This window comes from Gaiella sp. (assembly GCF_035558935.1).
In the GTDB taxonomy this organism is placed as follows: domain Bacteria; phylum Actinomycetota; class Thermoleophilia; order Gaiellales; family Gaiellaceae; genus Gaiella.
On record NZ_DATMBZ010000142.1, the window covers coordinates 1 to 26,545 of the forward strand.

Consider the following 26,545-nt stretch of genomic DNA (forward strand, 5'->3'; position numbering starts at 1 on the left):
GCCCATGCGCTCGCGGCGCACCTTCTGCCGCGTCACCTCGACGCCGCAGCGCTCGCAGATGATGCCCTTGTAGCGGACGCGCTTGTACTTGCCGCAGTAGCACTCCCAGTCCTTGGTCGGACCGAAGATGCGCTCGCAGAAGAGGCCGTCGCGCTCGGGCTTGAGCGTGCGGTAGTTGATGGTCTCGGGCTTGGTCACCTCACCGGACGACCAGTCCCGGATCTGCTTGCTGGACGCGAGACCGATTCGGATCGCGTCGAACTCGTTGATATCGATCAAGGCTCTCCTTCGCCCCGCAGTTACTCGTCTACTTCCACATCGGCCAGCTCTTCGGCGAGCGGGCCGGCCTGTTCTTCGGCCTCTTCCCTGGCGCCGTCGGCCGGCGCGACCTCGACGTCCGCCAGGTCACCGAGCTGCTCGTCGGCCGGCAGCTGCACTTCCTGGCCGGTCTCGTCGACGCGCTCCTGCCCTTCCTCCGACTCCTCGGCGGTGGGCTGGCGCGCCGCCGCCCGCAGCGAGCCCGGCGAGAGGTCGATCCCGAGCTCCTCCGCCGCGCGCAGCAGCTCGTCGTCCTCCTCGCGCACCTCGACCTTCTCGCCCTCGTCCGAGAGGACGTTCACGTCGAGCGCGAGCGACTGCATCTCCTTCAGCAGCACCTTGAACGACTCGGGGATCGACGGCTCGGCGATGTTCTCGCCCTTGACGATCGCCTCGTAGGCCTTCACGCGTCCGACGGTGTCGTCGGACTTGATCGTGAGCATCTCCTGCAGCGTGTACGCGGCGCCGTAGGCCTCCAGCGCCCAGACCTCCATCTCGCCGAACCGCTGGCCGCCGAACTGGGCCTTGCCGCCCAGCGGCTGCTGCGTCACGAGCGAGTACGGGCCCGTGCTCCGCGCGTGGATCTTGTCGTCCACGAGGTGGAGCAGCTTCAGGATGTACATGTAGCCGACGGTCACCTTCTGCGAGAAGCTCTCGCCCGTCCGGCCGTCGAACATGCGCACCTTGCCGGAGGCATGGCGGCCCACCGGCCGCTTCTCGTCGACCACGAACTTGATCGGCGAGTCCGGGTTCTGCTTCGTCCAGTCGACGAGCGCCCGGTCGACGTCCGCCTCGGTCGCGCCGTCGAACACGGGCGTCGCGATCGGGCTCGCGTCGCCGTTTGCGGAGTCGCCGTTCTCGTGGAAGACGCCGTGCGCCGCCGCCCAGCCGAGGTGCGTCTCGAGGATCTGGCCGATGTTCATCCGGCTCGGCACGCCGAGCGGGTTGAGCACGACGTCCACGGGCCGCCCGTCCTCCAGGAAGGGCATGTCCTCGTCCGGGACGATCTTCGCGATCACGCCCTTGTTGCCGTGGCGGCCGGCGAGCTTGTCGCCCTCCGCGATCTTGCGCTTCTTCGCCACGAACACCCGCACGAGCTCGTTCACGCCCGGCGGCAGGTCGTCCCCCGCGTCACGGGAGAACGTCTTGACACCGATCACCTTGCCGCCCTCACCGTGCGGGACCTTGAGCGACGTGTCGCGCACCTCGCGGGCCTTCTCCTTGAAGATCGCGCGGATCAGCTTCTCCTCCGCCGTCAGCTCGGTCTCACCCTTCGGCGTGACCTTGCCCACGAGGAGGTCGCCCGAGCCGACCTCGGCGCCGATGCGGACGACGCCGCGCTCGTCGAGGTTCGCCAGGGACTCCTCCGAGCGGTTCGGGATGTCGCGCGTGATCTCCTCGTCGCCGAGCTTCGTCGAGCGCGCATCGATCTCGTACTCGTGGATGTGGATCGAGCTGAGCACGTCGTCCTTGACGAGCCGCTCCGAGAGCACGATCGCGTCCTCGAAGTTGTAGCCCTCGAACGGCATGAACGCGACGAGCAGGTTTGCGCCGAGCGCGAGCTCCCCGCGGTCCGTCGCCGCGCCGTCGGCGAGCACCTCGTCCGCGGCGACCGTGTCGCCGAGCGAGACGACCGGCTTCTGGTGGATGAGGGTGCCCTGGTTCGAGCGCATGAACTTCGTCAACGGGTACTCGTCCCGGGTGCCCTTGCCCTCGACGACGATGCGCTCCGCGTCGACGTCGATGACCGTGCCGGGGTTGCGCGCGAGCACGACGTCGCCGGTATCGACAGCGGCGCGGTACTCGAGGCCGGTCCCGACGAGCGGCGCCTGGGGGATCATCAGCGGCACAGCCTGCTTCTGCATGTTCGCGCCCATCAGCGCCCGGTTCGCGTCGTTGTGCTCGAGGAACGGGATGAGCGTCGTCGCGATCGAGACGATCTGCGCGGGCGAGACGTCCATGTAGTCCACCTGGTCGGCCCGCGCGATGACCGCTTCGCCGGCGGCCGAGCGGCAGAGCACCTGCTCGTTGACGAACTTCCCGGTCTTCGGGTCGACGGCCTCCGAGGCCTGCGCGATCGTGTACCGGGCTTCCTGAGCCGCGTCGAGGTAGACGATGTCGTCGCTCACCTTCGCCTTCTCGACGGCCCGGTACGGCGTCTGGATGAAGCCGAACTCGGAGACGGTCGCGTACGACGCGAGCGCTCCGATGAGGCCGATGTTCGGGCCCTCGGGCGTCTCGATCGGGCACATGCGCCCGTAGTGGGTCGGGTGCACGTCGCGCACCTCGATCGGCGCGCGCTCGCGCGTCAGCCCGCCCGCGCCGAGCGCGGAGAGCCGGCGCCGGTGCGTGAGCGCGGCGAGCGAGTTCGTCTGGTCGAGGAACTGCGACAGCTGCGACGATCCGAAGAACTCCTTGAGCGCCGCGACGACCGGCCGGATGTTGATGATCGTCTGCGGCGTGATCGTGTCGACGTCCTCCGTCGTCATGCGCTCGCGGACGACGCGTTCCATGCGGTACAGGCCGACGCGGAACGCCTCCTGGATCAGCTCGCCCGTGGTGCGCAGGCGGCGGTTGCCGAAGTGCTCGTACTCGTCGAGCTCGCCGCGGATCGGCTCCCGGGAGAGGACCGCCGCCTCGGCCGCGAAGTCCTTGGCATCCTCCGGCACGCCGAGCTCCGCAGGCAGAGCGACGAGCCTCCGCACGAGCGCGATGATGTCCTCGGTCGTCAAGACCCGCGTGTCCTCCGGCACCTCGACGCCGAGACGCTGGTTCAGCTTGTAGCGCCCGACCTTGGTGAGGTCGTACCGCTTCGGGTCGAAGAAGAGCGACCGCAGCAGGTTCCGCGCGTTGTCGAGCGTGGGCGGCTCACCCGGGCGCTGCTTCTTGAAGACCTCGATCAGGGCCTCCTCCTCGCGGGTGGAGGGATCCTTCTCGAGCGTGTTCTGGATGTAGACGCGGGTCGCCTCGTCGAACAGCGAGAGGATCGCCTCGTTCGTCGACGTGTCGAGCTCGAAGCCCGTCGTCGGGTCCTCTGCGGGCAGCGCGCGCAGGAGCGTCGTGATCGGCAGCTTCCGCTTGCGGTCGATCCGGGCGTAGACGATGCCCTTCTTGTCGATCTCGAGCTCGAGCCACGAGCCGCGAGACGGCATCAGGTTCGCGGTGAAGACCTGCTTCGTCGCGTCCTTCGGCTCCATCAGGTAGGCGCCGGGCGAGCGCACGAGCTGCGTGACGATGACGCGCTCGGTGCCGTTGATGATGAACGTGCCGTGCTCGGTCATCATCGGGAAGTCGCCCATGAAGACGCGCTGCTCGCGGATCTCGCCCGTCTCGGTGTTGACGAAGCGGACGGTCATCGAGAGCGGCGCCTGATACGTCAGGTCCTTCTCGCGGCACTCCGAGATCGTGTGCTGCGGCGGACCGAACTCGTACTCGCCGAACTCGACGGCGAGCGTGCCGGTGTAGTCGGTGATCGGCGAGATGTCGTCGATCGTCTCGCGCAGGCCCTCGTCCAGGAACCACTGGAACGAGGCCTTCTGGATGTCGATGAGGTTGGGGAGGTCGAGGACGTGCTTCAGGCGCGAAAAAGTCTTGCGCGCGCGCGGCGCGACGGCGGTGCTGCTCAAGAACAGCCTCCCTTGCTAGGTACGGCGGTCGGTGATCGGACGGGCAGAGTCGGAGCCAGGCTCGAGGCGGAACAGGGAAAGATAGCGGACAGGCACGCTCCGCCGCAACCCCTGCAGGGCGGCGGAGCTGTCCGCGGTGAAGTGTAGCAGGGGACAGGGCAGGGGACTGGCCCCCAATGGCGGCCTGTCTCCCGTGGCGCCCACGAGAGACAGCCACCGCCGGCCGATCCCCGGCTCGCGCGGACGGTCCCCTCTCGGGGACAGTCCCTGATCTACTTCAGCTCGACGCCGGCGCCGGCCTCCTCGAGCTCCGCCTTGAGCTTGTCGGCCTCGTCCTTGGCGAGCGCCTCCTTGACGGTGTTCGGAGCGCCGTCGACGAGGTCCTTCGCCTCCTTGAGGCCGAGGCCGGTCGCGGCGCGAACGACCTTGATCACCTGGATCTTCTTGTCGCCTGCGGAGGTGAGCACGACGTCGAAGGAGTCCTTCTCCTCCGGCGCCGCGGCACCGTCGCCACCGGCTGCGGCGCCCGGCGCCGCGGCAACCGCGACCGGAGCGGCCGCCGTGACGCCCCACTCCTCCTCGATCGCCTTCTTGAGCTCGACGAGCTCGAGGACGGTCATGCCGCCGAGCGTCTCGAGCACCTTCGCTGTATCCGTTGCCATCGCTTACTCCTCTTCGCTGTCGGCGGATTCGGCTGACGCCGAATCCGCTGGAAGTGCTGGGTCGTTGTCCTCCGTTCCCGTCGCGTCGTCGACGGGCTCGCCGTCGGACGCCGTAGCGTCGGCGGCGGGTTCCTGTTCGTCGCCGGAAGCCGGCTCGTCTTGCGCCTCCGCGCCGGCGGAATCGCCGCCGAGCTGCTCGATTCGCGCATCGATCAGGCCGACCAGGTCGCGGATCGGCGCTGCGAGGAGCCCGGCGAGCTGGGTGAGCGGCGCGACGATCACACCGACGAGCTGGCTCTTGACCACCTCGGGTGCCGGCAGCTTCGCCAGCTCTTCGATCTGGTCGCCCGAGATCGAGCGGCCCGAGAGCATCCCTCCGCGGAGCGAAAGGATCTTCGTGTCCTTCGCGGTGTCGGAGAGCGCCTTCGCCACCGCGACGGGATCGCCGTCGGTCTCGACGAAGGCGATCGCCGTGGGGCCTTCGAGGAGCGCCAGCAGCGACTCGGTGCCCGCGGTCTCGGCGGCGCGGCGCGTGAGCGTGTTCTTCACGACCTGGAGCTGTGCCCCGCTCGAGCGGAGCCTGGCCCGCAGGTCGGCGAGCTGCGAGTTCGTGAGCCCGCGATAGTCGGCGACGATCAGGGACTCCGTCGAGCGGAGACGCTCGACGAGCTCGGCGACGACCTGTTCCTTCTCGGATTTCTGCATGTGTCGTTTCCTTCGGAAACGACTAGGCCCACCTCGTGAGGCGGGCCCGGACTCGCGGGCGGGTGGCCCACGGCGTTCCTGACCGCACCTCGGCCGGTCCTCTGCCCCGGGGGGCCGCCGGCTGTCTTCGGTGGGTTTCTAGTCGGATTTGCGCGTCAGACGGTAGCAGCCTCTGCGCTCTGCGCCTCGGCGATGTCGCGGGTCCGCGTCGGGTCGACGTGAAGCCCCGGGCCCATCGTCGTCGTGACCGTGATGCCCTTGATGTAGCGGCCCTTCGCAGCGGCCGGCTTCGCCCGGACGATCTCCTCGACGACGACGGCGTAGTTCTCGAGCAACTGCTTCTCGCCGAAGCTCTTCTTCCCGATCGGAAGATGGACGTTGGCGCCGCGGTCGGTGCGGTACTCGAGCTTGCCGGCCTTGGCGTCCGAGACCGCCTTGGCGACGTCGAACGTCACCGTGCCGGTCTTCGGATTCGGCATCAGCCCGCGCGGGCCGAGCACGCGTCCGAGCTTGCCGACGTTGCCCATCTGGTCGGGCGTCGCGATCGCGACGTCGAAGTCGAGGAACCCGCCCTCGATCTTCGCGGCGAGGTCGGCCGAGCCGACGACGTCCGCGCCGGCCTCCTCCGCCTCGCGGGCCTTGTCGCCCTCGGCGAAGACGGCGACGCGCGTCGAGCGTCCCGTCCCGTGCGGCAGCATGATCGTCCCGCGGAGCTGCTCGTCGGCATGGCGGACGTTGAGCCCGAGCCGGAAATGCACCTCGACGGTCTCGTCGAACTTGGCGTCCGGAGCGGCTTTCAGCGTCGCGAAGGCCTCGCCCGGCGCGTAGAGCTTCTCGCGGTCGATCGCCGCCCGCGCCTCGCTGTATCTCTTGCCGCGCGCGCTCACTGCTCCACCTCCACGCCCATCGATCGCGCAGTTCCGGCGATGACCAGCATCGCCGCCTCGACGTCGTTCGCGTTCAGGTCGGGCATCTTCGTCTCGGCGATCGAGCGGAGCTGCGCCTGGCTGAGCCGGCCGACCTTGTTGCGGTTCGGCTCTGCCGAGCCGGACTCGAGGCTGAGCGCCTCCTTGATGAGCACCGCCGCGGGCGGCGTCTTCGTGATGAACGTGAACGAGCGGTCCTCGAAGACGGTGATCTCGACCGGAATGATCCGGCCGTTCTCGTGCGCGGTCTGCGCGTTGAACGCCTTCGTGAACTCGACGATGTTGACGCCGTGCTGGCCCAGCGCGGGGCCGACCGGCGGCGCAGGGTTCGCCTGCCCCCCGGGGATCTGAAGCTTGATGAGTGTGAGGACTTTCTTCGCCATCGGAGTCCGTGCGGCGCGTTGCGCCTCCTCCTTTTCTCCTGGGTTTCCAGGGGATTCGCAACGCGAATCCTCTAGTCGAGCTTCTTCACCTGGTCGAATGCGAGCTCGACGGGCACCTGGCGCTCGAAGATGTCCACGAGCACCTTCAGCTTCTGCGCGTCGGCGTTGACGTCGACGATCTCGCCGTCGAAGTCCGAGAGGGGGCCGGATGTGACCTTGACCGACTCGCCGAGCGAGAACTCGACCTGCGCCCTCGTCGCCGGCGCGCCTGCAGCGCCTCCCGCGTGGAGGATGCGGTCGACCTCCGACGTCGAGAGCGGCGAGGGCTTGGCACCGGCGCCCACGAAGGCGGTCACGCCGGGCGTCCCCTTGACGACCGTCCACGCCTCGTCGTTGAGATCCATGTTGACCAGGACGTAGCCGGGCAGGACGCGCTTCTCCGTCTGCACCTTCTGCCCGTCCTTCGTCTCGATCACCTGCTCCGTCGGAACGACGACGCGGCGGAACCGCTGCTGCTGGTTCATCGAGACGATCCGGTGCTCGAGATTGGCCTTCACCTTGTTCTCGTGCCCGGAGTAGGTGTTGATCACGTACCAGTGGAACATCTGAGGTTGTCTTCTCCCTACTGCCCGAGGAGCACGTCGCGCACGAACGGCCGGAGCACCTGGTCGGCGCCCCAGAGGTACGCCCCGACGATCGCGCACGCGATGATGACGACGATCGTCCCCTGGATCACCTGGGACCGGTTCGGCCACTCGACCTTCCGGAGCTCGGCAACCGACTCGCGGATGAAGCCGCCACGGCGCGGATGCTCGACGTGAGGGGGAGCAGCCGGTGCCGCCGGTGCCGCCGGGCCCGCCGGGACGGGACGGGGCGACCCGGCCCGGGCCGGTTCCTGGCCCGCCGCCCGGCGCGCGTCGCGCCGCTGGCGTCTCGTCTCTCCTGCCATGCGCCCTCCCGCCTACCGGGTCTCGCGATGGAGCGTGTGCGACCCGCACCAGCGGCAGTACTTGCGGAGCTCGACGCGGTCCGGCGTGTTCCGCTTCGACTTCTGCGACTGGTAGTTGCGCCGCTTGCACTCGGTACACGCGAGCGTGATCGCGACTCTGACTCCGGTGGCCATCTCTTCTCTTCTGGTCGGAACGAACGAAAGGGCGGAACAGGTAGCGGCGGTAGGACTCGAACCTACGACACGCGGATTATGATTCCGCTGCTCTAACCAACTGAGCTACGCCGCCGAGCCGAGCGGCAGTGTAGCAAGGCTCTTTCCAGCCTAGAGGCTTGATGCGGGTTGGAGGTGCGTGCGGGGAGGGCATGCGCCAAGCAGCGGCGCCGGCTCGGGCGACGTGCAGGCCGGACGCCTGGATGCCGACCGAGACGACGGCGATGCGCCGCGCGCAGGCCCCCATCCGTGCGTGCCTGCAACCCGCATCAGGCCTCTGGCGCGGGTTTCAGGCGGTCCGCCTGGTGCTACTGGTGCGAGCCGTCTTGTCCGCGGAAGTTGTGAGCGATTGGCCGCAGTCGGGACAGGACGACAGCGGTTGGATACCGAAGCTCATACGGACTTCTCCCCGAGCACGCGCATGCCGAACCCGGTCAGCCCTCGAGCCAGGCGGCGGTGCCGGGCGGCAGGAAGGACCCCTCGAGCTCGTCGCTCGCCAGGACGAGCTCGCCCTCGGGCAGGGGCACCGAGGGCGCGTCGACGTTGACGACGCAGACCACCGTCGAAGAATCCGCCGCCCTCTCGAACACGAGCGAGCCGGGCGGGCTGTCCCGCCAGGCGAGGCGTCCGGACGCCAGGGCTCGCAGCTGGCGCCTGAGCCTCAGCGTCGCGCGGTAGAGCTCGAGCATCGACTGGGAATCACCGTCCTGCGCGGCGACGCTCGAGCGCTCCCACCACGGCGGCATCGGGAGCCATGGCGTACCCGTCGTGAAGCCGACTCCCGGCCCGGTCGTCCACGGAATGGGCACGCGGCAGCCGTCGCGACCCGCGCGGCGACCGCCCGTCCGCGCGAAGATCGGATCCTGTCGCAGCTCGTCCGCGAGGTCGACCTCCTCGAGCCCGAGCTCCTGACCCGCGTAGACGTACGCCGCGCCGGGGAGCGCGAGCATGAGCAGCGCCGCGGCGCGCGCGCGGCGGACGCCCTCGGCGCCTCCGCCGTAGCGCGTCGCGACGCGCGGGACGTCGTGGTTCTCGAGCACCCATGTCGCCGGCGCCCCGACGGCAGCGAACGCCGCGAGGATCTCGTCGATGCACGCGCGCAGCGACGCCGCCTCCCATTCCTCGAAGAGGAACCGGAAGTTGAACGTCTGCTGTAGCTCGCCCGGCCGGACGTACTCGGCGAGCCTCGTCTGGTCGGCGAGGAACATCTCCCCGACGAGCATCCGGTCGCCGGGGTACTCCTCGACGATCTGCCGCCACTCGCGGTACAGGTCATGGAGCTCCGGCTGCTGGAGCCCGGTGTGCCAGTCGCCGAAACGCGGGCGCGGGTCCGGGATGTGCACGTCGGCCAGGTCTCGCTCCTTGTAGAGCGATTGTGCGACGTCGACCCTGAAGCCGTCGACGCCGCGATCGAGCCAGAAGCGCAGGATCTGCTGGAAGGCCTGGCGGACCGTTTCGTTGTGCCAGTCCAGGTCCGGCTGCTGGGGCGCGAACAGGTGGAGGTAGTACTCTCCGCTCCGCTCGTCCTCCGTCCACGCCGGGCCGCCGAAGGCGGACTCCCAGTTGTTCGGCGGGCCGCCGTCGCGCCCGGGCCGGAAGACGTACCGCGCGCGGTCCGGGCCGTTCGGGTCGGCGAGCGCGTTCCTGAACCACGGGTGCTCGCTCGAGGTGTGGTTCGGAACGATGTCGACGATCACCCGAAGGCCGAGATCGTGGGCGTCGGCGACGAGCGCGTCGAAGTCCGCGAGCGTCCCGAAGCGCGGATCGACGTTCTCGTAGTCGCTCACGTCGTAGCCATGATCCGCGTCGGGGGTCGGGTAGAACGGCGTCAGCCAGATGCCGTCGACACCGAGGTCGCTGACGTACGGAAGCCGCGAGCGGATCCCCGGCAGGTCGCCGAGGCCGTCGCCGTCCGTGTCGGCGAAGCTCCTCACGTAGATCTGGTAGAGGACGGCGGTCCGCCACCACTCGCTGCCGGCCTCAGACACGGGCCGCCACGGCGTCGCCCACCTCGCTCGTCGTCGCAGAGCCGCCGACGTCCCGTGTGCGGATGCCCTCGCGGCAGACCGCCTCGACGGCCCGCATGAGACGGTCTGCCGCATCCTGCTCGCCGAGATGCTCGAGCATCAGCACCGCGCTCCAGATGGCGCCGAACGGGTTCGCGATCCCCTTGCCGGCGATGTCGGGCGCCGAGCCGTGCACCGGCTCGAAGATGCCCGGAGTGTCTGCCCCGGGCGCGACGCTCGCGCTCGCAGCCATGCCCATCCCGCCCTGGAGCTCGGCCGCAATGTCGGTGAGGACGTCGCCGAAGAGGTTCGAGGCGACGACGACGTCGAGCGACATCGGGCTCCTCACCATCCGCGCGGCGAGCGCGTCGACGAGCACGCGCTCGCTGCGGACATCCGGATGCACCGCAGCGACCTCGTCGACGACCTCGTCCCAGAGCACGTAGCCGTAGCGGGAGGCGTTCGACTTGGTCGCGCTCGTGACCAGGCCTCGGCGCTTTGCCGCGAGGGTGAACGCGTACTCGACGACCCGGCGGATGCCCGCCCGCGTGAAGACGCTCGTCTCGAGCCCGACCTCGAGAGGGAGGCCCGCGTGGGCGCGTCCGCCGACGCCCGAGTACTCGCCCTCGGTGTTCTCGCGCACGAACAGCATGTCGACCTCCGGACGGGCGGCGAGCGGCGAGGGCACCCCGTCGAGGAGGCGCGCCGGCCGGACGTTCGCCCAGAGGTCGAGCCGCTGGCGGAGCGGCAGGAGCAGACCCCAGAGCGTCACGTGGTCGGGGACGGACGGGTCGCCGACCGCCCCGAGCACGACGGCGTCGTACCCGCGCACGACGTCGAGCGCGTCGGGCGGCATCATCGCGCCGGTCTCCTGATAGTGGGCGGTACCCCACGGGAGGTCGTGCCACTCGAGCGCCAGCCCGAGCGCGTCGACCGCCTTGCGCGCCTCCGCGACGACCTCCGGCCCGGCGCCGTCGCCTGCGATCACGGCGATGCGGTGCGTCATGCTTCGTGGGGCGTCATGGGAGCTTCGGCGTCACGATGTCAGAGACGCGGCACCAGGCGCCCGAGTGCCCCGTATCTGCCGTCGGCGAGGAGGGCGACGGCGAACCCGAGGCGATCTGGCCCATGAGCGCGGAATGTAACCGCGCCGCGCAACGGATGCAGGTTGCCGACGAGGCAGTCGGGAGCTACACGTCCGCGAGCGGACTCGACGCGCGCGCGTGGATCTGCCGCGCAGTCGACGGGGCCCCGCCGCGCCGACGCTCGAGGTAGCGAGTGAAGGCGAGGAGCTTCCGCGCCCGCGGCGTGGCGAGATAGGAGGCGAGCTCCGACTCGATGCGCGTCAGCTCGTGCCGTGCGCGCATGACCTGATGCTCGATCCTCGCGTCGAGATCGCATTCGTGCAGACCGTCGCGGTATGCGACCGCCTGGATCCACTCGCCGCACTCCGGACAGCACGCCATCGGCTCGAACCCGAACCAGTTGCTCATGCCTCTGTATCCCCGGCGCCCGAGATCGCAAACGCAGCGCTGGCCAGCCGACGAGGCATCTAGGATCACGCCTCGTGATCAGGGTTCCTCCCCAGCGCGGCGGCTGGCTCGAGGTCGTGTGCGGGCCGATGTTCAGCGGCAAGAGCGAGGAGATGATCCGGAGGCTGCGGCGTGCGGAGATCGCGGGCCAGCGGGTGCTCCTCTTCAAGCCCCGGATCGACGACCGATACGACGTCGCGGACGTCGTCAGCCACGCGGGCGTGCGCATGTCGGCCGTCCCCGTGGACGGCTGCGCCGAGCTGATCGCGCGCGCCCGCGGCTGCGAGGTCGTCGGCATCGACGAGGCACAGTTCTTCGAGCCGACGATCGTCGACGCCGCGTTGGTGCTCGCAGACGGCGGCGTCCGCGTGATCGCCGCCGGCCTCGACCAGGACTTCCGCCGTCAGCCGTTCGGGCCGATGCCCGAACTACTCGCGCGGGCCGAGTTCGTCGACAAGCTGCAGGCGGTCTGCCATCGCTGCGGCGGGCCGGCCACGACGACCCAGCGCCTCGTCGACGGCCGGCCGGCGCCGTACTCCGGCGAGACGATCGTCGTTGGCGCGCTCGACTCGTACGAGGCCCGCTGCCGCGACTGCCACGAAGCGGGGGCAGACGCAGTGCAGCTCGTCGCGTAACTCCCACGCCACGACTGCCACGGGCTCGCTTGTACCCTGTCGCGCGTGAGCGGCGCCGCCGCCGAGATCGCGTTCGATCGTGCGACCAAGCGCTATCCCGGCCGCGCCGAGCCTGCCGTCCGGGAGCTGACGCTCACGGTCCCGGCAGGCGCGATCTGCTGCCTGGTCGGCCCGTCGGGCGCCGGCAAGACCACCGCGATGAAGATGGTCAACCGGCTGATCGACATCACCGAGGGAGACATCTCGATCGGCGGCACGAGCGTCGCGTCGCTCGACGTCACCGCGCTCCGTCGCGGGATCGGCTACGTCATCCAGCAGGTAGGCCTCTTCCCGCACATGTCCGTCGCGGCGAACGTCGCGACGGTGCCGCGCCTCCTCGGCTGGCCGAAGGGTCGCATCGCCGAGCGAGTCGACGAGCTCCTCGACCTCGTCGAGCTGCCCGCGGACGACTACCGCGACCGCTACCCGGCGCAGCTCTCCGGAGGAGAGCGCCAGCGGGTTGGGCTCGCGCGCGCGCTCGCGGCCGACCCGCCCGTGATGCTGATGGACGAGCCGTTCGGGGCGCTCGACCCGATCACCCGCGCCCGCCTGCAGCAGGAGCTCCTGCGGATCCAGCACGAGGTCGGGAAGACGATCGTGTTCGTGACGCACGACATCGACGAGGCGATCCTGCTCGGAGACCGCATCGCGATCCTCCGCGAGGGCGGCGTCCTCGCCCAGTACGACACCCCGGAACGGCTGCTCGCGCGGCCCGCTGACGACTTCGTCGTCCGCTTCCTCGGCGCCGACCGGGGCCTCAAGCTCCTCGCGCTCCGGCGGCTCGACGAGCTCGAGCTCGGACCGCTCGACGGCCTGGTCGCGCCCACGGCGGACGCGTCGACGACCCTGCGGGACGCGCTGTCGCAGATGATCGTCTCGGGTGCGCGGTCGCTCGTCGTCGTCGGCGACTCCGGCGAGCCACGAGGAGTCGTCACCCTCGAGACACTCGCCGCCGCAGTCTCGTGACGGACGGCCTCGTCGAGCCGCTGGTCGCGCAGAGCGGCCCGGTCATCCCAGATTTCGGCGAGGGCAGCGACTGCGTCGTCGACAACCGTCTCTTCTGCCCCGACTGGGTGCGCGACAACTGGTCGGACGTGCTCCAGCCCGCACTCGTCGAGCACGTCCAGCTGACGATCATCGCGGTGGCGATCGGGCTCGTGCTGTCGCTGGCGGCGGCGCTCCTCACCCATCGGTTCCGCCTCCTCGAGCGGCCGTTCGGTACGTTCTCGGCCGTCGTCTACACGATCCCGAGCCTCGCGCTCTTCCAGCTGCTCGTCCCCGTGACGGGGCTCACCGTCACGACCGTCGAGGTTGCGCTCGTCGGCTACACGCTGCTCATCCTCTACCGGAACATCGTCGAGGGCCTGCGGAGCGTCCCGCCGGAGGTGCTCGAAGCGGCCCGCGGCATGGGGCTGACACGACGGCAGACCCTGTGGCGGATCGAACTCCCGCTCGCGGTCCCCGCGACGATGGCCGGCCTCCGCGTGGCGGTGGTTTCGACGATCGCGCTCGCCACCGTCGCGGCACTCGTCGTCCCGAAGGGCCTCGGCTATCCGATCTTCCTCGCACTCCGGGAGGCGTTCAACACGGAGATCATCGCGGCGGGCGCGCTCGCGGTCGCCCTCGCGCTCGTCGCCGACGCACTCCTCGTGCTCGCCGAGCGGGCGCTCACACCCTGGAGCAGTGCGCGGAGGACGACCTGATCGCCAGCCTCGACCTCGGTGTGTTCGCGGACGCGCTCCAGTTCGTCGTCGACGAGCGCCGACTCATCCTCGAGAAGACGTGGGAGCACCTCGTGCTCTCGGGCGCCGCACTGGCGATCGCCGTCGCGATCGCCTTGCCGCTCGGCGTGTGGCTCGGGCACCTCCATCGCGGCTCGTTCCTCGCGGTGAACGTGGCGAACCTCGGCCGCGCGCTGCCGAGCCTCGCCGTGATCGCGCTGGGCTTCGTGTTCCTCGGGGTCGGATTCTGGAGCGTCGCGTTCGCGCTCGTGATCCTCGCCGTTCCGCCGATCCTCACGAATGCGTACGTTGCGGTGGACGGCGTGGAGGCGGAGATCGTCGAGGCTGCGCGCGGCATGGGGATGACCGGAAGACAGATCCTGACGCGGGTCGAGCTCCCGCTCGCCCTACCGCTCATCTTCGCCGGAATCCGGACCGCCACGGTGTTCGTCGTCGCCACCGCGACGATCGCAGCGGTCGCAGGTGGCGGCGGGCTCGGCGACATCATCGTCAACCAGGCGGGCTACGGGCTCGACGGCGTCGTCGGGGCGGCGATCTGCGTCTCTCTGCTCGCGCTCCTCGCCGATGCCGGCGTGGGCCTTCTTCAACGCCGGCTCACGCCGCCTGCGTTGCGAGGAACGGCGCCGTCGTTCGAGCTCGACGTCCATCACCGTCACGGCTGAGCATCCGGTTCGCTGCTGCCAGGAGTAAGCGGACTGGCAAATTCGGAGTCCCGATCCTCTAGGGTCCAGGCGCATCGCGACCTGATACCCGCCACGGAAGGGGGCAGTACCGTGATTCGCAAGCACAACAGGCGCGCCGCGAAGGCTGCATTCTCCATCGCCTTCGGGGTCGCGCTCATCCTGGGTGGTACGACCGCGGCGTCCGCCGCGGGGGACGCCGCCGCCGCGACGGCGTCGCAGAAGGCCACTCCGATCATTGTCGGAACGAAGAACTTTCCGGAGCAGTACGTCCTCGGTCAGCTCTACAAGCAGGCGCTCGAGGCGCAGGGCTTCACCGTGAAGTACAAGGAGAACATCGCCTCGACGGAGCTGATCGACACGTCGCTCAGAAGCGGGAAGATCACGATGTACCCGGAGTACACGGGGATCATGCTCGCGGTGACGTTCAAGCGGAAGACGCTGCCGAAGACCGCGAGCGCCACGTACCTGCTGGCGAAGCGCCTCTACGAGAAGCGAGGGCAGACACTACTCGCGCAGACGCCGTTCCAGGACGTCGACGTGCTCGCCGTCACGCGCGCCACCGCGAACAAGTACGGGCTACGCACCATCGCTGATCTCAAGAAGGTCCCGAACCTGACCATCGCGGGATTCCCCGAGTGGGAGACGCGCTGGACGGACGAGATCGGCACGCGCTACGGCGTGCGCGGGTTCGACTTCGTCCCGCTCGCCGGCATCTCCGCGTATACCCTCCTCGACCAGAAGAAGGTCCTGGCCGCGGACGTGTTCACGACCGATCCGCAACTCCTCTCGAAGAAGTACGTGCAGTTGCGCGACACGAAGAACATGTTCGGGTTCCAGTACGTCGCACCGGTCGTGAGCAAGAAGCTCGTCGCCGAGTACGGCACGAAGTTCCGCTCGACGATCGACAAGGTCTCGAAGCTCTTGAGCGTCAAGGCGATCGCCGCGATGAACAAGGCAGTCGGCGTGGACAAGAAGCCCGCCGAGGACGTCGCGGCCGCCTTCCTGAAGGCCAACGGGCTCGCCTAGAGCCTCGACTCGACGCGGGTGGGCGCGGCAAGACGCGCCCACCCGCACGGTCGTCTACGCGCGCCGCGGCACGGCTCCCGTGAACGACGCGACGACAGCGACTGCTGCTGCGAGCAGCACGATCGTCCCGCCCGGCGGAAGGTCGGCGTAGTAGGCGATCGTCAGCCCTGCGAGCACCGCCCCGAGTCCGATCAGGCTCGAGAGGGCGAGCGTCGAGCGGAGGCTCCAAGCAAGCCGCTGCGCCGCGATGACGGGCAGCACCATCAGAGCGGCGATCAGCAGGATCCCGACGATCCGCATGGAGATCCCGACGGTGAGCGCAGCGAGGACCGCCACAGCCGTGTTGAGGGACCCGACCCGAACGCCGGCGACACGGCTTCCCTCCTCGTCGAGCACGACGCCGACGAGGCCGCGATAGAGGATCGCGATCGCCGCGAGCGAGATGCCGCCGAGCGCGAGGACGGCCCACAGGTCGGTGCGCGTAACCGTCAGGATCGAGCCGAAGAGAAACTGGAACAGACCGACGTCGAGCCGGTTCGCGCTGGAGACGAGGACGATCCCGAGCGCGATGCCCGTGTAGAAGACGAGCGCGAGCGCCTGGTCGCCCGCCGCGCCGAACCGCGACCGGAGCCACTCGATCGAGAGCGCGCCGACGACGGCGAAGCAGAGCGCGGTGAGGACGGGCGAGATGCCGAGCAGATACCCGGCCGCGACGCCGGCGAAGGCGACGTGACCGAGCCCGTCGCCGACGAGCGATTGGCGACGCTCGACGAGGAAGAAGCCGACCGCGGGCGCGAGGACACCGACGACGAGGCCGACCGCGAAGGCGAGGCGCATGAACTCGAGGCTCAGCATCAGTGGGTGTGGGACGGGTCGTGCCAGAGGGCGGGCAGCTGCGCCGGGTCGCCGTCGAAGACGATCCTGCCCCGGACGAGGACGAGGCGCGAAACCACGTGCTCGACGGCGCCGAACTCGTGCGAGACGTAGAGGATCGTCATCCCGAGGTCGGCGCGCAGCTCGGCGAGCAGCGCCGCGAGCGACTCCTGCGACGCGGCGTCGACGCCCGTCGTCGGCTCGTCGAGCGCGAGCAGCGCCGGCTCCGAGGCGAGCGCGCGCGCGATGAACGCGCGTTGCTGCATCCCGCCGGACAGCGTGCGCAGGGGCTTGTGCGCCCGATCGCCGAGCCCCACCCGGTCGATCGCCTCCCGGACGACGGCACGGTCGGGGGCGCGGAGTGGTCCGAAAGGGCCGCGCACCGCCAGCCGCCCGGCCTCGACGACCTCGTGGACGGTGACGGGCGTCGCCGACGCGAGCTGCGCCCGCTGGGAGACGTATCCGATCCGCGGTCGAGAACCGCGCTCGCCCGCAGACGCGCCGAAGAGTCGCACAACACCGGATGACGGCCGCTCGAGCCCGAGCGCGAGACGGAGGAGCGTCGTCTTGCCGCCGCCGTTCGGCCCCGCGATGCCGACGAACTCCCCACGCTCGACGGCCAGCGTGACAGCCTCGAGCACCGGAGGGCCGCCGCGGTACGCGAACGAGACGCCGTCGAGCTCGACCGCCGGCGGCGGCGCCTCTACCGGCATTCCAATGCCTTGCGCAACGCGGCGAGGTTCTGTCGCATGACGCCGAAGTAGTCGGTGCCCGCGTCGAGCTCGGCGCGCGTGAGCCCCTCGAGCGGATCGAGCACCGCGACGGCCGCTCCCGTCTCGCGCGCGACCGTGTCGGCGAGCGCGGGCGACGCGAGCCGCTCTGTGAACACCGTGGTCGCGCCGCTCACGCGGATCGTGCCGACGAGGCGGGCGAGCTCCTTCGGCGTCGGCTCCGCCTCCGGCGCAAGCCCGAGCAGGGGGACCTGTCGCAGGCCGTAGCGGGCGGCGAGGTAGCCGAAGGCAGCGTGGCTCGTGACGAGCGTCCGCCGTCTGCAGTCGGCGAGCCCGAGGCGATAGTCGCCGTCCAGCTTCCGGAGCCTCGACACGAAGGGATCCGCGGCGGCGGGGTCGCCGAGCGCCCGGGCGATTCCCTGAGCGACCTCGGCGTACCGCATCGGGTCGAGCCAGACGTGCGGGTCGAGCCCGCGCTCGAAGCGCAGCGGCCGCGCGCCGTCGAGCACGTCGAGCGACGGTCCGCTCCGTCCCTCGAGCGCATCCTCGACGGCGGGCTGGAACCCGTGACCGACGTACAGGACGAGGGCGGCCTTCTGCACGCGCCCGACGTCCCGCGCCGTCAGCTCGAGATCGTGTGGCTCTGCCCCGGGGGGCGTGAGGTCGTCGACCCGGACGTCGCTCCCGGCCACCTGCTCCGCCGCGTAGGCGAGGGGATAGATCGACGCCACGACGGTCTTCCCGGACGCCGCCCCGCCGCAGCCGCTCGCACCGGCGGCGGCAAGGACGGCACACAAGAGAACCATTCTCGAAAGCACGCGGCCGAGCGTAGCAGGAGATGAGAATCGCTATCGTTTGGTTATGGCCGCCACCTGGATCGACGACGCGCTCGAAGGCCTCCGCGCGGCGGGCCTGCGCCGCGGCGGCGCACGTCGCGCGGTCGTCGAGTTCCTCGCGGGGCAGGACTGTTGCCGCTCGGCGCAGGAGATCCACGACGGAATCGCGGCGCACGGCGGCGCAGTCGGGGTTGCGAGCGTCTACCGGGCGCTCGACACGCTCGCCGAGCTGCGTCTCGTGCAGCGCGTCGACGTCGGCGACGGCATCGCGCGTTTCGAGCCGGCGCGTGAGGACCATCATCACCACCACCATCTCGTCTGCGACGACTGCGGCAAGGTCGAGCCGTTCAGCGACGAGCCCCTCGAGCGTGCGCTCGCACAGGCGGCCGGCAGGCTCGGCTACGCGCTCGAGCAGCACGACGTGGTCCTGCGCGGCGCCTGCGACGACTGCCGCTGAGACCCGGCACCGCCTGGCGCATCGCTCGCCCTCCGTCAGAGCGTCATGGGGGTCAGTCCCCCGCGGGGACAGAGCCTTGGACGGACGCTTGATCAGTCGTCTGGTTCCGGCGGCGTGGGCACGGCGGCGTGGGCGAGCGCGACGGCCGCGCGGCGCTCGGCCGTGAGCTCGCGGATCACGATCTGCGCCGACGCCGTCAGCGGGACCGCGATGAGCGCGCCGACGACACCGAGCAGCGCGGCGCCGAGGATGACGCTCGCGATCACGAAGAAACCCGAGATGTCGGCCGCGCGTCCCTGGATCGTCGGCTGGAGCACGTAGTTCTCGAACTGCTGGTAGCCGACGCAGACGGCGAGCATGATCAGGGCCTGCGGCACGCCCTGGGTGAGGGCGACGAGCGAGAGGACGACTGCCGCGAGCGTCGCCCCGACCTGAGGTATCAGGCCGAGGAGGCCCGCGATGATCCCGAGCGCGAGCGCGAACGGAACGCCGATGATCCACGCGGCGGTGCCCTGCACGGTTCCGGCGATCACGGCGATCGCCACGGCCCCGAGGGCGTAGCGGCCGATCGTGCGCGTGATCCGTTCCTCGAGGACGGCAGTGCGCGCAGACTCGCGGGGGTAGAGGAGCGTGTGGAGCGACCGCGAGAGGTTGGGCAGGTCGATCACGAGGAAGAGCGTCATGAACGTGATCGTGAGAGCCCCGAGCCCGAAGCCGAAGATGCGCCCACCGACCTCGAAGGCGTCCCCGAGCTTCGAGGGGAGATCCGACGCGAGCTCTTCCGCCCGTTGCTGGAGCTTCTCGCCGAGGTCGGTGCGCTGGTCGATCTGCTGGAACAGGTCGGACTGCCGGATGTGCTCGACGATCGTGGGGAGATCCTCGATCAGGTTGCGCACAGCGCCCACGAACGGGCTCACGAGCAGGTAGGCGAGGCCGCCGAAGAAGCCGACCAGGCCCAGCACGACGAGCATCGCCGCGTTGCCGCGTCTCATCCCGGCCCGTTCCTCGAGCCAGGTCACCGGCGTCTGGAGGACGATCGCGAGGAACAGCGCGATGAACACCCACAGCACGGCCTGGCGGGCCGCGACGAACGCCCACGTGAAACCGATGACGCCGAGGATCGTCGCGATCGTCCGCAAGGAGATCGTGATCTCGACGCGCCTGGTCGGCGGCTCGCGTGCTGCCACGACGAGCGAGTCTAGGAAGCGCCCCGGAGGGCACCCTGACGCGGCGAAGATCTAGAGGCCTGATGCGGGTTGCAGGCACGCACGGATGGGGGCCTGCGCGCGGCGCACGCCCTCCCCGCACGCACCTCCAACCCGCATCGAGCCTCTAGGCGACCGGAGCGCCCGAACGCGTGATGCGGACATCGCCGCTCACGGTGCGGATCCGCAGGTCGACCTGCTGCCCGCCGCCGCCCGCGGGGGCGTCGCCCACGTCGAGGTCCGAGGTCACCGACCCGCTGACCGACTGGGCGTCGATCCAGAGCGCGAGCCCGGGTCGCGTCGCGACCTGGACGTCGCCGGAGACGCAGCTCACTCGGCACGGGCCGCCGACGGACTCGAGCTCGACGTCGCCGGAGACGGTGTTCACGCCCACCGACGCAGGCGTCTCACCGATCCGCACGTCGCCCGAGACGGTGTTCACCGTCACGGCGCCGTTCGCGGAACGCACCGCGACGTCGCCGGACGCCGATTTCGTCGTCAGCGTGCCGGCAACGGCACCGGCGGTGAGGTCGCCGCTCGCGGTCGTGAAGCTGAGGTCGGCCGTGTCAGCGAGCATCGCGTCGCCCGACGCCGAGCGTGCGGCGACGTCGCCGAGCCGTCCCCGGACGTCGAGATCGGCGCTCTGGGTCTGAAGCTCGAGGTCGGCGCCCTCGGGGCAGCGGATCGTGACGAGGAGCTCGGGGCTGCGCCCGAGGAATCCGAGCCGCCCCTCGCGCTTGGGCACGCGCACGATGATCTCGTGGCGGCCTCCGCGCTCGACGCCCTCGATCCGCGCCTCCTCGGCTGCCTGGGTCGAGGCGTCGTCGCCGCGCATCGGCGTGACGTCGACCTCGACCCGCGGCTCGTCCCAGGTGTTGACCGCGACCGTGCCGGCGGGGACGGTGAGGTCGAGCGCGACACGGCCCGGTGTCTCGAAGGACTGCACGGCGTCAGCGGGGGTTGCCGAGGCGCGGCGGGACGGAGGGTCGCGAGTCGACGCGGCCGTCACCGCGGCGCGGAGGCCGACGGCGCTCGACGGGGTCGGGATCGAAGGGTCCGAACAGGGCGAGCGAGAACATCTGGGCTCCTTTCCGTCAGCTCCGGGCGAAGCCCTGGAGCCGGTTCGACGATCGCCGCGCGGCGCGCGGCTCGAGGGTGCGGGCGAGCGCGCGGATGATCCAGGCGTTCGTGGAGACGGCCTCGCGGGCCGCGGCGACCTCGAGGCTCGTCTTGAGCCCCTGCGGGAGCCGCAGGGTCAGGCGGGCGCTCAGGTCGTCGCCGGGGGCCGGCGGCTCGTCGGGCGCCACGGGCTCGCCTACGAACACGAGCTCCGGGTCGCGCCCGGCGAGGCGAACCTCGACGTGGCCGTCTTCGAGCTGCGAGTTGAGCGAGAGTGCGGCCTCCGAGAGCAGGTCCATGAGGCGGAGGCGAAGTGCCGGCTCGATCGCGTCGGCGAGCCGCCGCCACTGCTCGACGGCCTCCTCGTCGCCGAGGGCGGCCACGACGCCCGTGAGGTCGCGCTTGATCGCATCGATGTGCAGCTCCATGACCGCAGTATGACATCATTTTGATGTCTGTCAAGTGCAAATGTGCGTCGAGATGCTGTCGGTGTCGCGGCGAGCGGTGCGTGAGGCCGCATGGAGGGGCGGAAAACCGTACGTGCCTGTGTTCTCCATCGTCTACGCTTGAGGTGCCCGGGGCGGCGGTACACGCCCTCGGCCGCCTCTCCGCCCCGTGCCCACGGGGCGTTTCGCGTGACGATTCTCGCCCTCCGGGTGCGGGAGGAGCATCCCGTGACCAACGTCGATCCTGCCGACCTCACACTCTGGCCGACGATCCGGCACCTCTACCCGCTGTGGCGGGCCCAGTGGCGGCTGGTCGCGATCGGCCTCTCGTGCGCGCTCGTGTTCACGGTGCTCTCGCTCTCGATCCCGATCCTCGTGCAGCGGACGATCGACGACGCGATCGACGGGAACGACCATTCGCTCCTCGTCCCGTATCTCGCCGCGATCGTCGCGATCGCCACCGTGCGGTTCGGGGTCAACTTCACGCGGCGCTACGCCACGGCACGGATCGGTGTCACCGTCGAGGCGCGCCTGCGCTCGAAGCTCTACGACGCGTACCTGCGCTACCCGCGCGCGTTCTACGACCGCCACGCGACGGGCGAGGTCATCTCGCGCGCGACGAACGACATCTACCCCGTGCGCTACTTCATCGGCTGGGGCGTCGTGCAGGCGATCCAGAGCATGCTGATGCTCGTCGGCGCGACGATCGTCCTCTCGGTGGTCAACTGGCAGCTCGCGCTCACGGCCGCGGTCGCGATGCCCCCGATCGCGGTGCTCGCCTACTTCTTCGCCCACCGCGTGTTCCCGATCTCGCGCGAGGTCCAGCGGAGAAAAGGCCATCTCACCGAGGCCTCGGACGAGGCCGTCGTCGGGATCGAGATGGTGCAGGCGTTCGGTCGGGAGGACGACGTGCGCGATCGGTTCTCCGACCGCGCCGAAGCGGTCCGCCACGAGACGATGCGGCAGGCCTCGGTCGAGGCGCGCTTCCTGCCCGGCCTCGTGTTCCTCCCGACGCTCGGGATCGCCGCGGTGTTGCTGGTCGGCGGGCGCGAGGCGATCGCCGGCAACCTCACGATCGGGCAGTTCACGCTCTTCATCACGCTTCTCCTGCAGCTCGTCTGGCCGCTCGAGGCGCTCGGCTGGATCATCAACCTCGGGCAGCGCGCGACGGCCGCCGCTTCGCGAAGCTTCGCGTGGCTCGACGGCATCGAGTCGCTGCCCGAGCGCTCCGACCCGCTGCCGCTTCCCGACGGCCCCCTCCCGGTCCGCTTCGAGGGTGTGCGGTTCTCGTACCCGACGGGAGGCGAGGTGCTCTCCGGCATCGACCTCGACGCCGCTCCCGGCGAGATCGTCGCCGTATGCGGCGCCACCGGCGCCGGCAAGACGTCGCTCCTCCAGCTCCTTCCCCGCTTCTACGACCCGACGGAGGGCCGCGTGCTGCTCGGAGGCGTCGATGCGCGCGACGTCGGACTGGCGGAGCTCCGCGCTGCGGTCGCCGTCGTCACCCAGAAGCCTGTGCTCTTCTCGGTTCCACTGCGGGACAACCTGCTCGCCGCCAGGCCGGACGCCGACTGGAGCGATGTCCTCGATGCGTGCGAGGTCGCCGGTGTCGCGGACTTCGTGGACGACCTCCCGGACGGCTACGACACGCTGATCGGCGAGCGCGGCGTGAACCTCTCGGGCGGCCAGCGCCAGCGCGTCGCACTTGCGCGCGCGCTCATCGCCGGCTCTCGCGTGATCGTCCTCGACGACCCGATGTCGGCCGTCGACACCGAGACCGAGCGGCACCTGGTCGAGCACCTGCGTCCGGCCCTCGCGGGCCGCACGGTCCTCATCTCGGGCCAGCGCCTCTCGACCGTGCTCGTCGCCGACCGGGCGGTCGTGCTGCGCGACGGCCGGATCGTCGAGCAGGGGCTGCCCGACGAGCTGATCACGGCCGGTGGGCCCTTCGCGCAGCTGTTCGGCGAGGAGGCGCTCGCGGCATGAGGACGCGACGCACGGGGCTGTCGCGCCTCTGGCGCTACACGGAAGGGCGGCGGCGACGCCTCTCGGTCGTGCTCGCGCTCGCTGCGGTCTCGGCGGCCGCTCCGGTGGCCGGCTGGCACATCGTCGGCGACGCGATCGACAACGGCATCCGTGCGGCTGACGAGCAGCGGCTCGCGATCGACGTCGCCGGCTACGTCGCCGTCGGCGTCGTCGCGTGGCTCCTCGGGACCGCGACCTGGCTGATGCTCGCGGGCATCGGCCAGCGCATGGTGCTCGAGCTGCGCCGCGACCTGTTCGAGCACCTCACCTCGCTCTCGCTGCGGTACTTCTCCGAGCAGAAGGCCGGCTGGATCATCGCGCGCCTGACGAGCGATGTCGACGCGCTCTCGGACGTCCTCAACCAGGGCCTGACGACCCTCGTCGTCAACTCGCTCACCCTCGTCGCGGCCATCGGCGGGCTGTTCCTGCTCGACTGGCGCCTCGGCCTCGTCGCGCTGCTCGTCCTGCCGCCGGGGATCCTCATCACGCGGTGGTTCCAGCGGCGCTCCCACGCCGCGTTCTCGGACGTGCGGACGCGGATCGCGGCGGTCACCGCCCAGCTCGCCGAGTCCGTGGCGGGGATGGCGGTCATCCAGGCGTTCAACAGGGAGCGCGCGTTCCAGCGGGAGTTCGAGGGGCTGAACGAGGCCAACCGCATCTCCAACACGTACGCGCAGAAGCTCTCGTCCGTGTTCTTCCCGGCGATCGAGCTGCTCGGCGTCGTCGCGCAGGTCGCGGTGCTGTACGCCGGAGCGCGGATGATCGACGGCGGGGCGCTCGAGATCGGGACCCTGATCGCCGCGGTCGGGATGCTCTCGCTCGTCTTCCAGCCACTGCAGGAGCTCTCGGAGCTCTATGGGCAGGTCCAGGCGGCGAGCGCCGCGATGGGGAAGATCTCGACGGTGCTCGACGCCGAGCACGACATCGTCGACCGGCCGGGAGCGCGCGACCTCGGGCGGATCGACGGGCGGCTCGACCTCGACGGCGTCGTCTTCGCGTACGGGGACGAGCCGGTGATCCACGGGCTCGATCTCGAGATTCCCGTGGGCGGCTGCATCGCGCTCGTCGGGGAATCGGGTGGCGGCAAGTCGACCACGGCGAAACTCGTCGCGCGGTTCTACGACCCGGGCAAGGGAGCTGTGCGGGTCGACGGAACCGACCTGCGGGACGTACGCCTGCGCTCCTACCGACGCCAGCTCGGCGTCGTGTTGCAGGACCCGTTCCTGTTCAGCGGGACGATCGCCGACAACATCCGGTTCGGGCGACCCGACGCGACCGACGAGGAGATCGTCGCCGCCGCGCACGCGATCGGCGTCGACCGCGTCGCCGCTCGCTTCGAGGAGGGCCTCGACCACGTCGTGCGCGAGGGCGGCGCCGGTCTCTCCGCGGGCGAGCGCCAGCTGATCTCGATCGCACGGGCGCTCGTGGCGGATCCTCGCATCCTGATCCTCGACGAGGCGACCTCCAACATCGACCGACCGACGGAGGTGCTGATCGAGCGCGCGTTCGACACGCTGCTCGAGGGCCGGACGTCGATCATCATCGCGCATCGCCTGACGACGGTCCGCCGCGCGGACGAGATCCTCGTCATGGAGCGCGGCCGGATCACCCAGACCGGCACGTACGACGAGCTGATGGCGACCGAGGGCCCGTTCCGCCGCCTCGCGACGACGCTCCAGGGCGCCGCCGCCCGCCGCGTTGCCTGAGGCCGCCGCCGCAGGCGGGGATCAAGCGGCGGGAATCTGCTTCTCCGGATTCCCGCTTCGAGGGCAGGGTCAGAGCCGCCACAGGTCGTCGCGGATGATCGGCGTGGCCGAGCCGTCGGCGGCGAGGCCGTCGACCTCGACCTCGGGGCCGCCGACCATGAAGTCGGTGTGCACGCCCGAGACGTTGACGCCCAGCTCGAGCAGCGACTCGGCGTCGAGCCCCTCCGCGCCGTCCACCGCAAAGGGCAACCCACTCCCGTACGCCAGGTGGCAGCTCGCGTTCTCGTCGAAGAGCGTGCTCCGGAAGACGAGCCCCGTGCCACGCACGCGCGAGGAGCCGTCGACGAGCGCGACCTCCCCGAGAAACGGCGCCTGCGCATCACGCTCGAGCTGCGTGCGGATGACGTCCGCGCCGTCGCCGTCGGCCTTCACGTCGACGATCCGCCCGCCCTCGAACGTGAGCTCGAGGCCTTCGACGAGAGCGGCGATCCCGGGAACGATGAGCGGATACGTCGACCGGACGACCCCCTCGGCGCGTCGCAGGTCCGGGGTCGTGAAGACCTCCTCCGTGGGCAGGTTCGGGATGTGCGCGATGCCGCTCTCGGTGGAGAACGTCGCGCAGCCCCAGCGTGACGCGTCGAGCAGCCCGACGACGAGTTCCGTGCCCGGCCCGCGGAAGCGAACAGCGTCGAAGCGGCGTTCGTTGAGCGCGTCCGCACGCTCCTTGAGGTTCGCGGCATGGAGTCGCCACGCCTCGACCGGGTCGTCCTCGTCCAGGCGCATCGTCGTCGCGACCGCGTCCCAGAGACGCTCGACGTCCGGCTCGCCGAGCACCGCCGTCGCCCAGCCCTCGTTCGGCGCCGGGACGATCACCCAGTTCACGAGCCGGCGGGTGACGAGCGGGAGGTAGATCGCGCGGATGTCGGACGGCTCGGCCTTCGCGACGAGCAGCGGATCGAGCCCCGAGAAGAGCTCGGGCTCCGGATCGCCCGCGAGCTGGATGATCGCGGGACGGGTCTCGTGCCAGGAGCGGACCCAGTCCAGGAGGTAGTCGGGACTGACCCCGAGCTGGTCCTCCGGCCCGAGCTCGATCGCCGCCTTGCGAAGATGGAGGTCGATCACGTAGGGAAGGACGCGGCGGGCGCCCGCCGCAAGCGCGGCACGCGTGACCGCGCGAGCGATCGGCACGTGCTCGACGAGGTACATGAGGATCACGTCCTGCCCCGGCTGGACGTTCGCGCCGGTCCGCACGACGAGGTCGGAGAACCGCTCGAGACGCTGCTCCGGGGTCACGACGCCGACCCTATACGGCCGACGTGGCTGCGGGATGCGCTCCGCGGAGCGCGGCGGTCACTCGCCCCAGTCGAAGTCGCGCGAGCGGCCCCAGAGGCCGTCGTCGAGGGCGGCGCCCTCCGCGGTCTCGTCCTCGCCGGGCCACGGCAGCGCGGGAGACGGCTCGGGAGCCTCGACTCCGTCGAGCGTCTCCTCGAGGCGCGCCTGCTCCTCGGACTTGAAGAGCGGGTGGTTCTCGAAGGGGTCCTCGACCGAGTACCGGTCGAGCGGCATGTTGCCGTCGAGGCCGGCATTTCGCTGCTTCAGGTCGAGGTGCTCCTGGATCGCGCGAGCGAGTGACGAGGGATCGTCTCCGGCTCCGCCGTCGAGGGTGAAGGGGTTCTCGGGAATGCTGGTTTCGACTGCCATC

General features: G+C 70.3%; 28 protein-coding genes and 1 tRNA gene. 8 read left to right on the forward strand and 21 right to left on the reverse strand.

Annotated elements, in window-relative coordinates; genetic code table 11:
* The 13 genes from VNM44_RS13620 to VNM44_RS13680 form a co-directional block, all read right to left on the reverse strand.
* Positions 1-279 (reverse strand): hypothetical protein (locus VNM44_RS13620; protein WP_325626434.1); only part of this gene is annotated, 279 nt, incomplete at its 3' end.
* Between the two features lie 20 nt (positions 280-299).
* Complete coding sequence (locus tag VNM44_RS13625; RefSeq protein ID WP_325626435.1) at positions 300-3,944, reverse strand: DNA-directed RNA polymerase subunit beta; 3,645 nt, start codon at positions 3,942-3,944, stop codon at positions 300-302.
* Positions 3,945-4,216: 272 nt separating this feature from the next.
* Complete coding sequence (gene rplL, locus VNM44_RS13630; RefSeq protein WP_325626436.1) at positions 4,217-4,606, reverse strand: 50S ribosomal protein L7/L12; 390 nt, start codon at positions 4,604-4,606, stop codon at positions 4,217-4,219.
* 3 nt (positions 4,607-4,609) lie between these two features.
* Positions 4,610-5,311 carry a 50S ribosomal protein L10 gene (gene rplJ, locus VNM44_RS13635; protein WP_325626437.1) on the reverse strand — a complete coding sequence of 234 codons (702 nt, stop codon included), beginning with the start codon at positions 5,309-5,311 and terminating at the stop codon, positions 4,610-4,612.
* Positions 5,312-5,466: 155 nt separating this feature from the next.
* On the reverse strand, positions 5,467-6,198 hold the full coding sequence (gene rplA / locus VNM44_RS13640; protein WP_325626438.1) for a 50S ribosomal protein L1: 732 nt from the start codon (positions 6,196-6,198) through the stop codon (positions 5,467-5,469).
* Positions 6,195-6,620, reverse strand: a complete 426-nt coding sequence (gene rplK, locus VNM44_RS13645; RefSeq protein ID WP_325626439.1) for a 50S ribosomal protein L11 — start codon at positions 6,618-6,620, stop codon at positions 6,195-6,197. Before rplK ends, rplA begins: the two co-directional genes overlap by 4 nt.
* A gap of 71 nt (positions 6,621-6,691) precedes the next feature.
* Positions 6,692-7,225, reverse strand: coding sequence for a transcription termination/antitermination protein NusG (gene nusG / locus VNM44_RS13650; protein WP_325626440.1), 534 nt, complete (start codon positions 7,223-7,225; stop codon positions 6,692-6,694).
* Between the two features lie 17 nt (positions 7,226-7,242).
* Positions 7,243-7,569, reverse strand: a complete 327-nt coding sequence (gene secE / locus VNM44_RS13655; protein ID WP_325626441.1) for a preprotein translocase subunit SecE — start codon at positions 7,567-7,569, stop codon at positions 7,243-7,245.
* A 12-nt stretch (positions 7,570-7,581) separates the two neighbouring features.
* The gene (gene rpmG, locus VNM44_RS13660) at positions 7,582-7,743 is read right to left on the reverse strand and encodes a 50S ribosomal protein L33 (protein WP_325113527.1); all 162 of its coding nucleotides are present in this window, start codon (positions 7,741-7,743) and stop codon (positions 7,582-7,584) included.
* 41 nt (positions 7,744-7,784) lie between these two features.
* Positions 7,785-7,858, reverse strand: a tRNA-Met gene (locus tag VNM44_RS13665).
* A gap of 358 nt (positions 7,859-8,216) precedes the next feature.
* Positions 8,217-9,770 (reverse strand): alpha-amylase family glycosyl hydrolase, encoded by a 1,554-nt coding sequence (locus VNM44_RS13670; protein WP_325626442.1) that lies wholly within the window; start codon positions 9,768-9,770, stop codon positions 8,217-8,219.
* On the reverse strand, positions 9,763-10,794 hold the full coding sequence (locus tag VNM44_RS13675; RefSeq protein WP_325626443.1) for an isocitrate/isopropylmalate dehydrogenase family protein: 1,032 nt from the start codon (positions 10,792-10,794) through the stop codon (positions 9,763-9,765). Before VNM44_RS13675 ends, VNM44_RS13670 begins: the two co-directional genes overlap by 8 nt.
* Before the next feature lie 184 nt (positions 10,795-10,978).
* Entirely contained in the window at positions 10,979-11,281 is a 303-nt protein-coding gene (locus tag VNM44_RS13680; RefSeq protein WP_325626444.1) for a hypothetical protein, read from the reverse strand.
* A 128-nt stretch (positions 11,282-11,409) separates the two neighbouring features.
* Between VNM44_RS13680 and VNM44_RS13685 the strand changes: the two genes are divergently transcribed.
* The 5 genes from VNM44_RS13685 (at position 11,410) to VNM44_RS13705 (ending at position 15,445) form a co-directional block, all read left to right on the forward strand.
* On the forward strand, positions 11,410-11,955 hold the full coding sequence (locus VNM44_RS13685; RefSeq protein WP_414652985.1) for a thymidine kinase: 546 nt from the start codon (positions 11,410-11,412) through the stop codon (positions 11,953-11,955).
* 45 nt (positions 11,956-12,000) lie between these two features.
* On the forward strand, positions 12,001-12,960 hold the full coding sequence (locus tag VNM44_RS13690) for an ABC transporter ATP-binding protein (RefSeq protein ID WP_325626446.1): 960 nt from the start codon (positions 12,001-12,003) through the stop codon (positions 12,958-12,960).
* Positions 12,957-13,697, forward strand: a complete 741-nt coding sequence (locus tag VNM44_RS13695) for an ABC transporter permease (RefSeq protein ID WP_325626447.1) — start codon at positions 12,957-12,959, stop codon at positions 13,695-13,697. Before VNM44_RS13690 ends, VNM44_RS13695 begins: the two co-directional genes overlap by 4 nt.
* A 20-nt stretch (positions 13,698-13,717) precedes the next feature.
* The gene (locus tag VNM44_RS13700; protein WP_325626448.1) at positions 13,718-14,398 is read left to right on the forward strand and encodes an ABC transporter permease; all 681 of its coding nucleotides are present in this window, start codon (positions 13,718-13,720) and stop codon (positions 14,396-14,398) included.
* Between the two features lie 111 nt (positions 14,399-14,509).
* The gene (locus tag VNM44_RS13705) at positions 14,510-15,445 is read left to right on the forward strand and encodes a glycine betaine ABC transporter substrate-binding protein (RefSeq protein WP_325626449.1); all 936 of its coding nucleotides are present in this window, start codon (positions 14,510-14,512) and stop codon (positions 15,443-15,445) included.
* Between the two features lie 54 nt (positions 15,446-15,499).
* Here the strand turns inward: VNM44_RS13705 and VNM44_RS13710 are convergent, their stop codons facing one another.
* Genes VNM44_RS13710 through VNM44_RS13720 form a run of 3 tightly spaced genes read right to left on the reverse strand, consistent with a single transcriptional unit; the run spans position 15,500 to position 17,855 of the window.
* Entirely contained in the window at positions 15,500-16,300 is an 801-nt protein-coding gene (locus tag VNM44_RS13710; RefSeq protein WP_325626450.1) for a metal ABC transporter permease, read from the reverse strand.
* Positions 16,300-17,031: an ABC transporter ATP-binding protein gene (locus VNM44_RS13715; RefSeq protein ID WP_325626451.1), complete on the reverse strand. Its 732-nt coding sequence runs from the start codon at positions 17,029-17,031 to the stop codon at positions 16,300-16,302. Before VNM44_RS13715 ends, VNM44_RS13710 begins: the two co-directional genes overlap by 1 nt.
* A complete protein-coding gene (locus tag VNM44_RS13720; protein ID WP_349258046.1) occupies positions 17,022-17,855 on the reverse strand; it encodes a metal ABC transporter solute-binding protein, Zn/Mn family in 834 nt (277 codons plus the stop codon). Before VNM44_RS13720 ends, VNM44_RS13715 begins: the two co-directional genes overlap by 10 nt.
* A gap of 55 nt (positions 17,856-17,910) precedes the next feature.
* Between VNM44_RS13720 and VNM44_RS13725 the strand changes: the two genes are divergently transcribed.
* Positions 17,911-18,342 (forward strand): Fur family transcriptional regulator, encoded by a 432-nt coding sequence (locus VNM44_RS13725; RefSeq protein ID WP_325626453.1) that lies wholly within the window; start codon positions 17,911-17,913, stop codon positions 18,340-18,342.
* A 92-nt stretch (positions 18,343-18,434) separates the two neighbouring features.
* Here the strand turns inward: VNM44_RS13725 and VNM44_RS13730 are convergent, their stop codons facing one another.
* From VNM44_RS13730 to VNM44_RS13740, 3 genes are all read right to left on the reverse strand, one after another.
* Entirely contained in the window at positions 18,435-19,529 is a 1,095-nt protein-coding gene (locus tag VNM44_RS13730) for an AI-2E family transporter (protein ID WP_325626454.1), read from the reverse strand.
* Positions 19,530-19,674: 145 nt separating this feature from the next.
* The gene (locus VNM44_RS13735; protein WP_325626455.1) at positions 19,675-20,493 is read right to left on the reverse strand and encodes a DUF4097 family beta strand repeat-containing protein; all 819 of its coding nucleotides are present in this window, start codon (positions 20,491-20,493) and stop codon (positions 19,675-19,677) included.
* A gap of 148 nt (positions 20,494-20,641) precedes the next feature.
* Positions 20,642-21,094 (reverse strand): toxin-antitoxin system HicB family antitoxin, encoded by a 453-nt coding sequence (locus VNM44_RS13740; protein ID WP_325626456.1) that lies wholly within the window; start codon positions 21,092-21,094, stop codon positions 20,642-20,644.
* A gap of 207 nt (positions 21,095-21,301) precedes the next feature.
* On the opposite strand from VNM44_RS13740, the gene VNM44_RS13745 reads away from it, so the two are divergent.
* Positions 21,302-23,098 (forward strand): ABC transporter ATP-binding protein, encoded by a 1,797-nt coding sequence (locus VNM44_RS13745; protein ID WP_325626457.1) that lies wholly within the window; start codon positions 21,302-21,304, stop codon positions 23,096-23,098.
* On the forward strand, positions 23,095-24,843 hold the full coding sequence (locus tag VNM44_RS13750; protein WP_325626458.1) for an ABC transporter ATP-binding protein: 1,749 nt from the start codon (positions 23,095-23,097) through the stop codon (positions 24,841-24,843). The genes VNM44_RS13745 and VNM44_RS13750 overlap by 4 nt, the downstream gene beginning before the upstream one ends.
* Before the next feature lie 69 nt (positions 24,844-24,912).
* Here VNM44_RS13750 and VNM44_RS13755 read toward each other — a convergent pair whose 3' ends face one another.
* On the reverse strand, positions 24,913-26,136 hold the full coding sequence (locus VNM44_RS13755; RefSeq protein WP_325626459.1) for an aminopeptidase: 1,224 nt from the start codon (positions 26,134-26,136) through the stop codon (positions 24,913-24,915).
* A gap of 57 nt (positions 26,137-26,193) precedes the next feature.
* Positions 26,194-26,544 (reverse strand): hypothetical protein, encoded by a 351-nt coding sequence (locus VNM44_RS13760; protein ID WP_325626460.1) that lies wholly within the window; start codon positions 26,542-26,544, stop codon positions 26,194-26,196.
* Position 26,545: the final 1 nt, after the last annotated feature.

Bases quoted from the DNA above. Each gene is read 5' to 3' on its own strand.
- VNM44_RS13760 (WP_325626460.1), bottom strand. From the start codon at position 26,544: ATGGCAGTCGAAACCAGCATTCCCGAGAACCCCTTCACCCTCGACGGC.
- VNM44_RS13720 (WP_349258046.1), bottom strand. From the start codon at position 17,855: ATGGTTCTCTTGTGTGCCGTCCTTGCCGCCGCCGGTGCGAGCGGCTGC.
- VNM44_RS13680 (WP_325626444.1), bottom strand. From the start codon at position 11,281: ATGAGCAACTGGTTCGGGTTCGAGCCGATGGCGTGCTGTCCGGAGTGC.
- rplL (WP_325626436.1), bottom strand. From the start codon at position 4,606: ATGGCAACGGATACAGCGAAGGTGCTCGAGACGCTCGGCGGCATGACC.
- VNM44_RS13725 (WP_325626453.1), top strand. From the start codon at position 17,911: ATGGCCGCCACCTGGATCGACGACGCGCTCGAAGGCCTCCGCGCGGCG.
- rplK (WP_325626439.1), bottom strand. From the start codon at position 6,620: ATGGCGAAGAAAGTCCTCACACTCATCAAGCTTCAGATCCCCGGGGGG.
- rpmG (WP_325113527.1), bottom strand. From the start codon at position 7,743: ATGGCCACCGGAGTCAGAGTCGCGATCACGCTCGCGTGTACCGAGTGC.
- rplJ (WP_325626437.1), bottom strand. From the start codon at position 5,311: ATGCAGAAATCCGAGAAGGAACAGGTCGTCGCCGAGCTCGTCGAGCGT.
- VNM44_RS13685 (WP_414652985.1), top strand. From the start codon at position 11,410: ATGTTCAGCGGCAAGAGCGAGGAGATGATCCGGAGGCTGCGGCGTGCG.
- VNM44_RS13715 (WP_325626451.1), bottom strand. From the start codon at position 17,031: ATGCCGGTAGAGGCGCCGCCGCCGGCGGTCGAGCTCGACGGCGTCTCG.
- VNM44_RS13710 (WP_325626450.1), bottom strand. From the start codon at position 16,300: ATGCTGAGCCTCGAGTTCATGCGCCTCGCCTTCGCGGTCGGCCTCGTC.
- VNM44_RS13740 (WP_325626456.1), bottom strand. From the start codon at position 21,094: ATGGAGCTGCACATCGATGCGATCAAGCGCGACCTCACGGGCGTCGTG.
- nusG (WP_325626440.1), bottom strand. From the start codon at position 7,225: ATGTTCCACTGGTACGTGATCAACACCTACTCCGGGCACGAGAACAAG.
- VNM44_RS13675 (WP_325626443.1), bottom strand. From the start codon at position 10,794: ATGACGCACCGCATCGCCGTGATCGCAGGCGACGGCGCCGGGCCGGAG.
- VNM44_RS13750 (WP_325626458.1), top strand. From the start codon at position 23,095: ATGAGGACGCGACGCACGGGGCTGTCGCGCCTCTGGCGCTACACGGAA.
- secE (WP_325626441.1), bottom strand. From the start codon at position 7,569: ATGGCAGGAGAGACGAGACGCCAGCGGCGCGACGCGCGCCGGGCGGCG.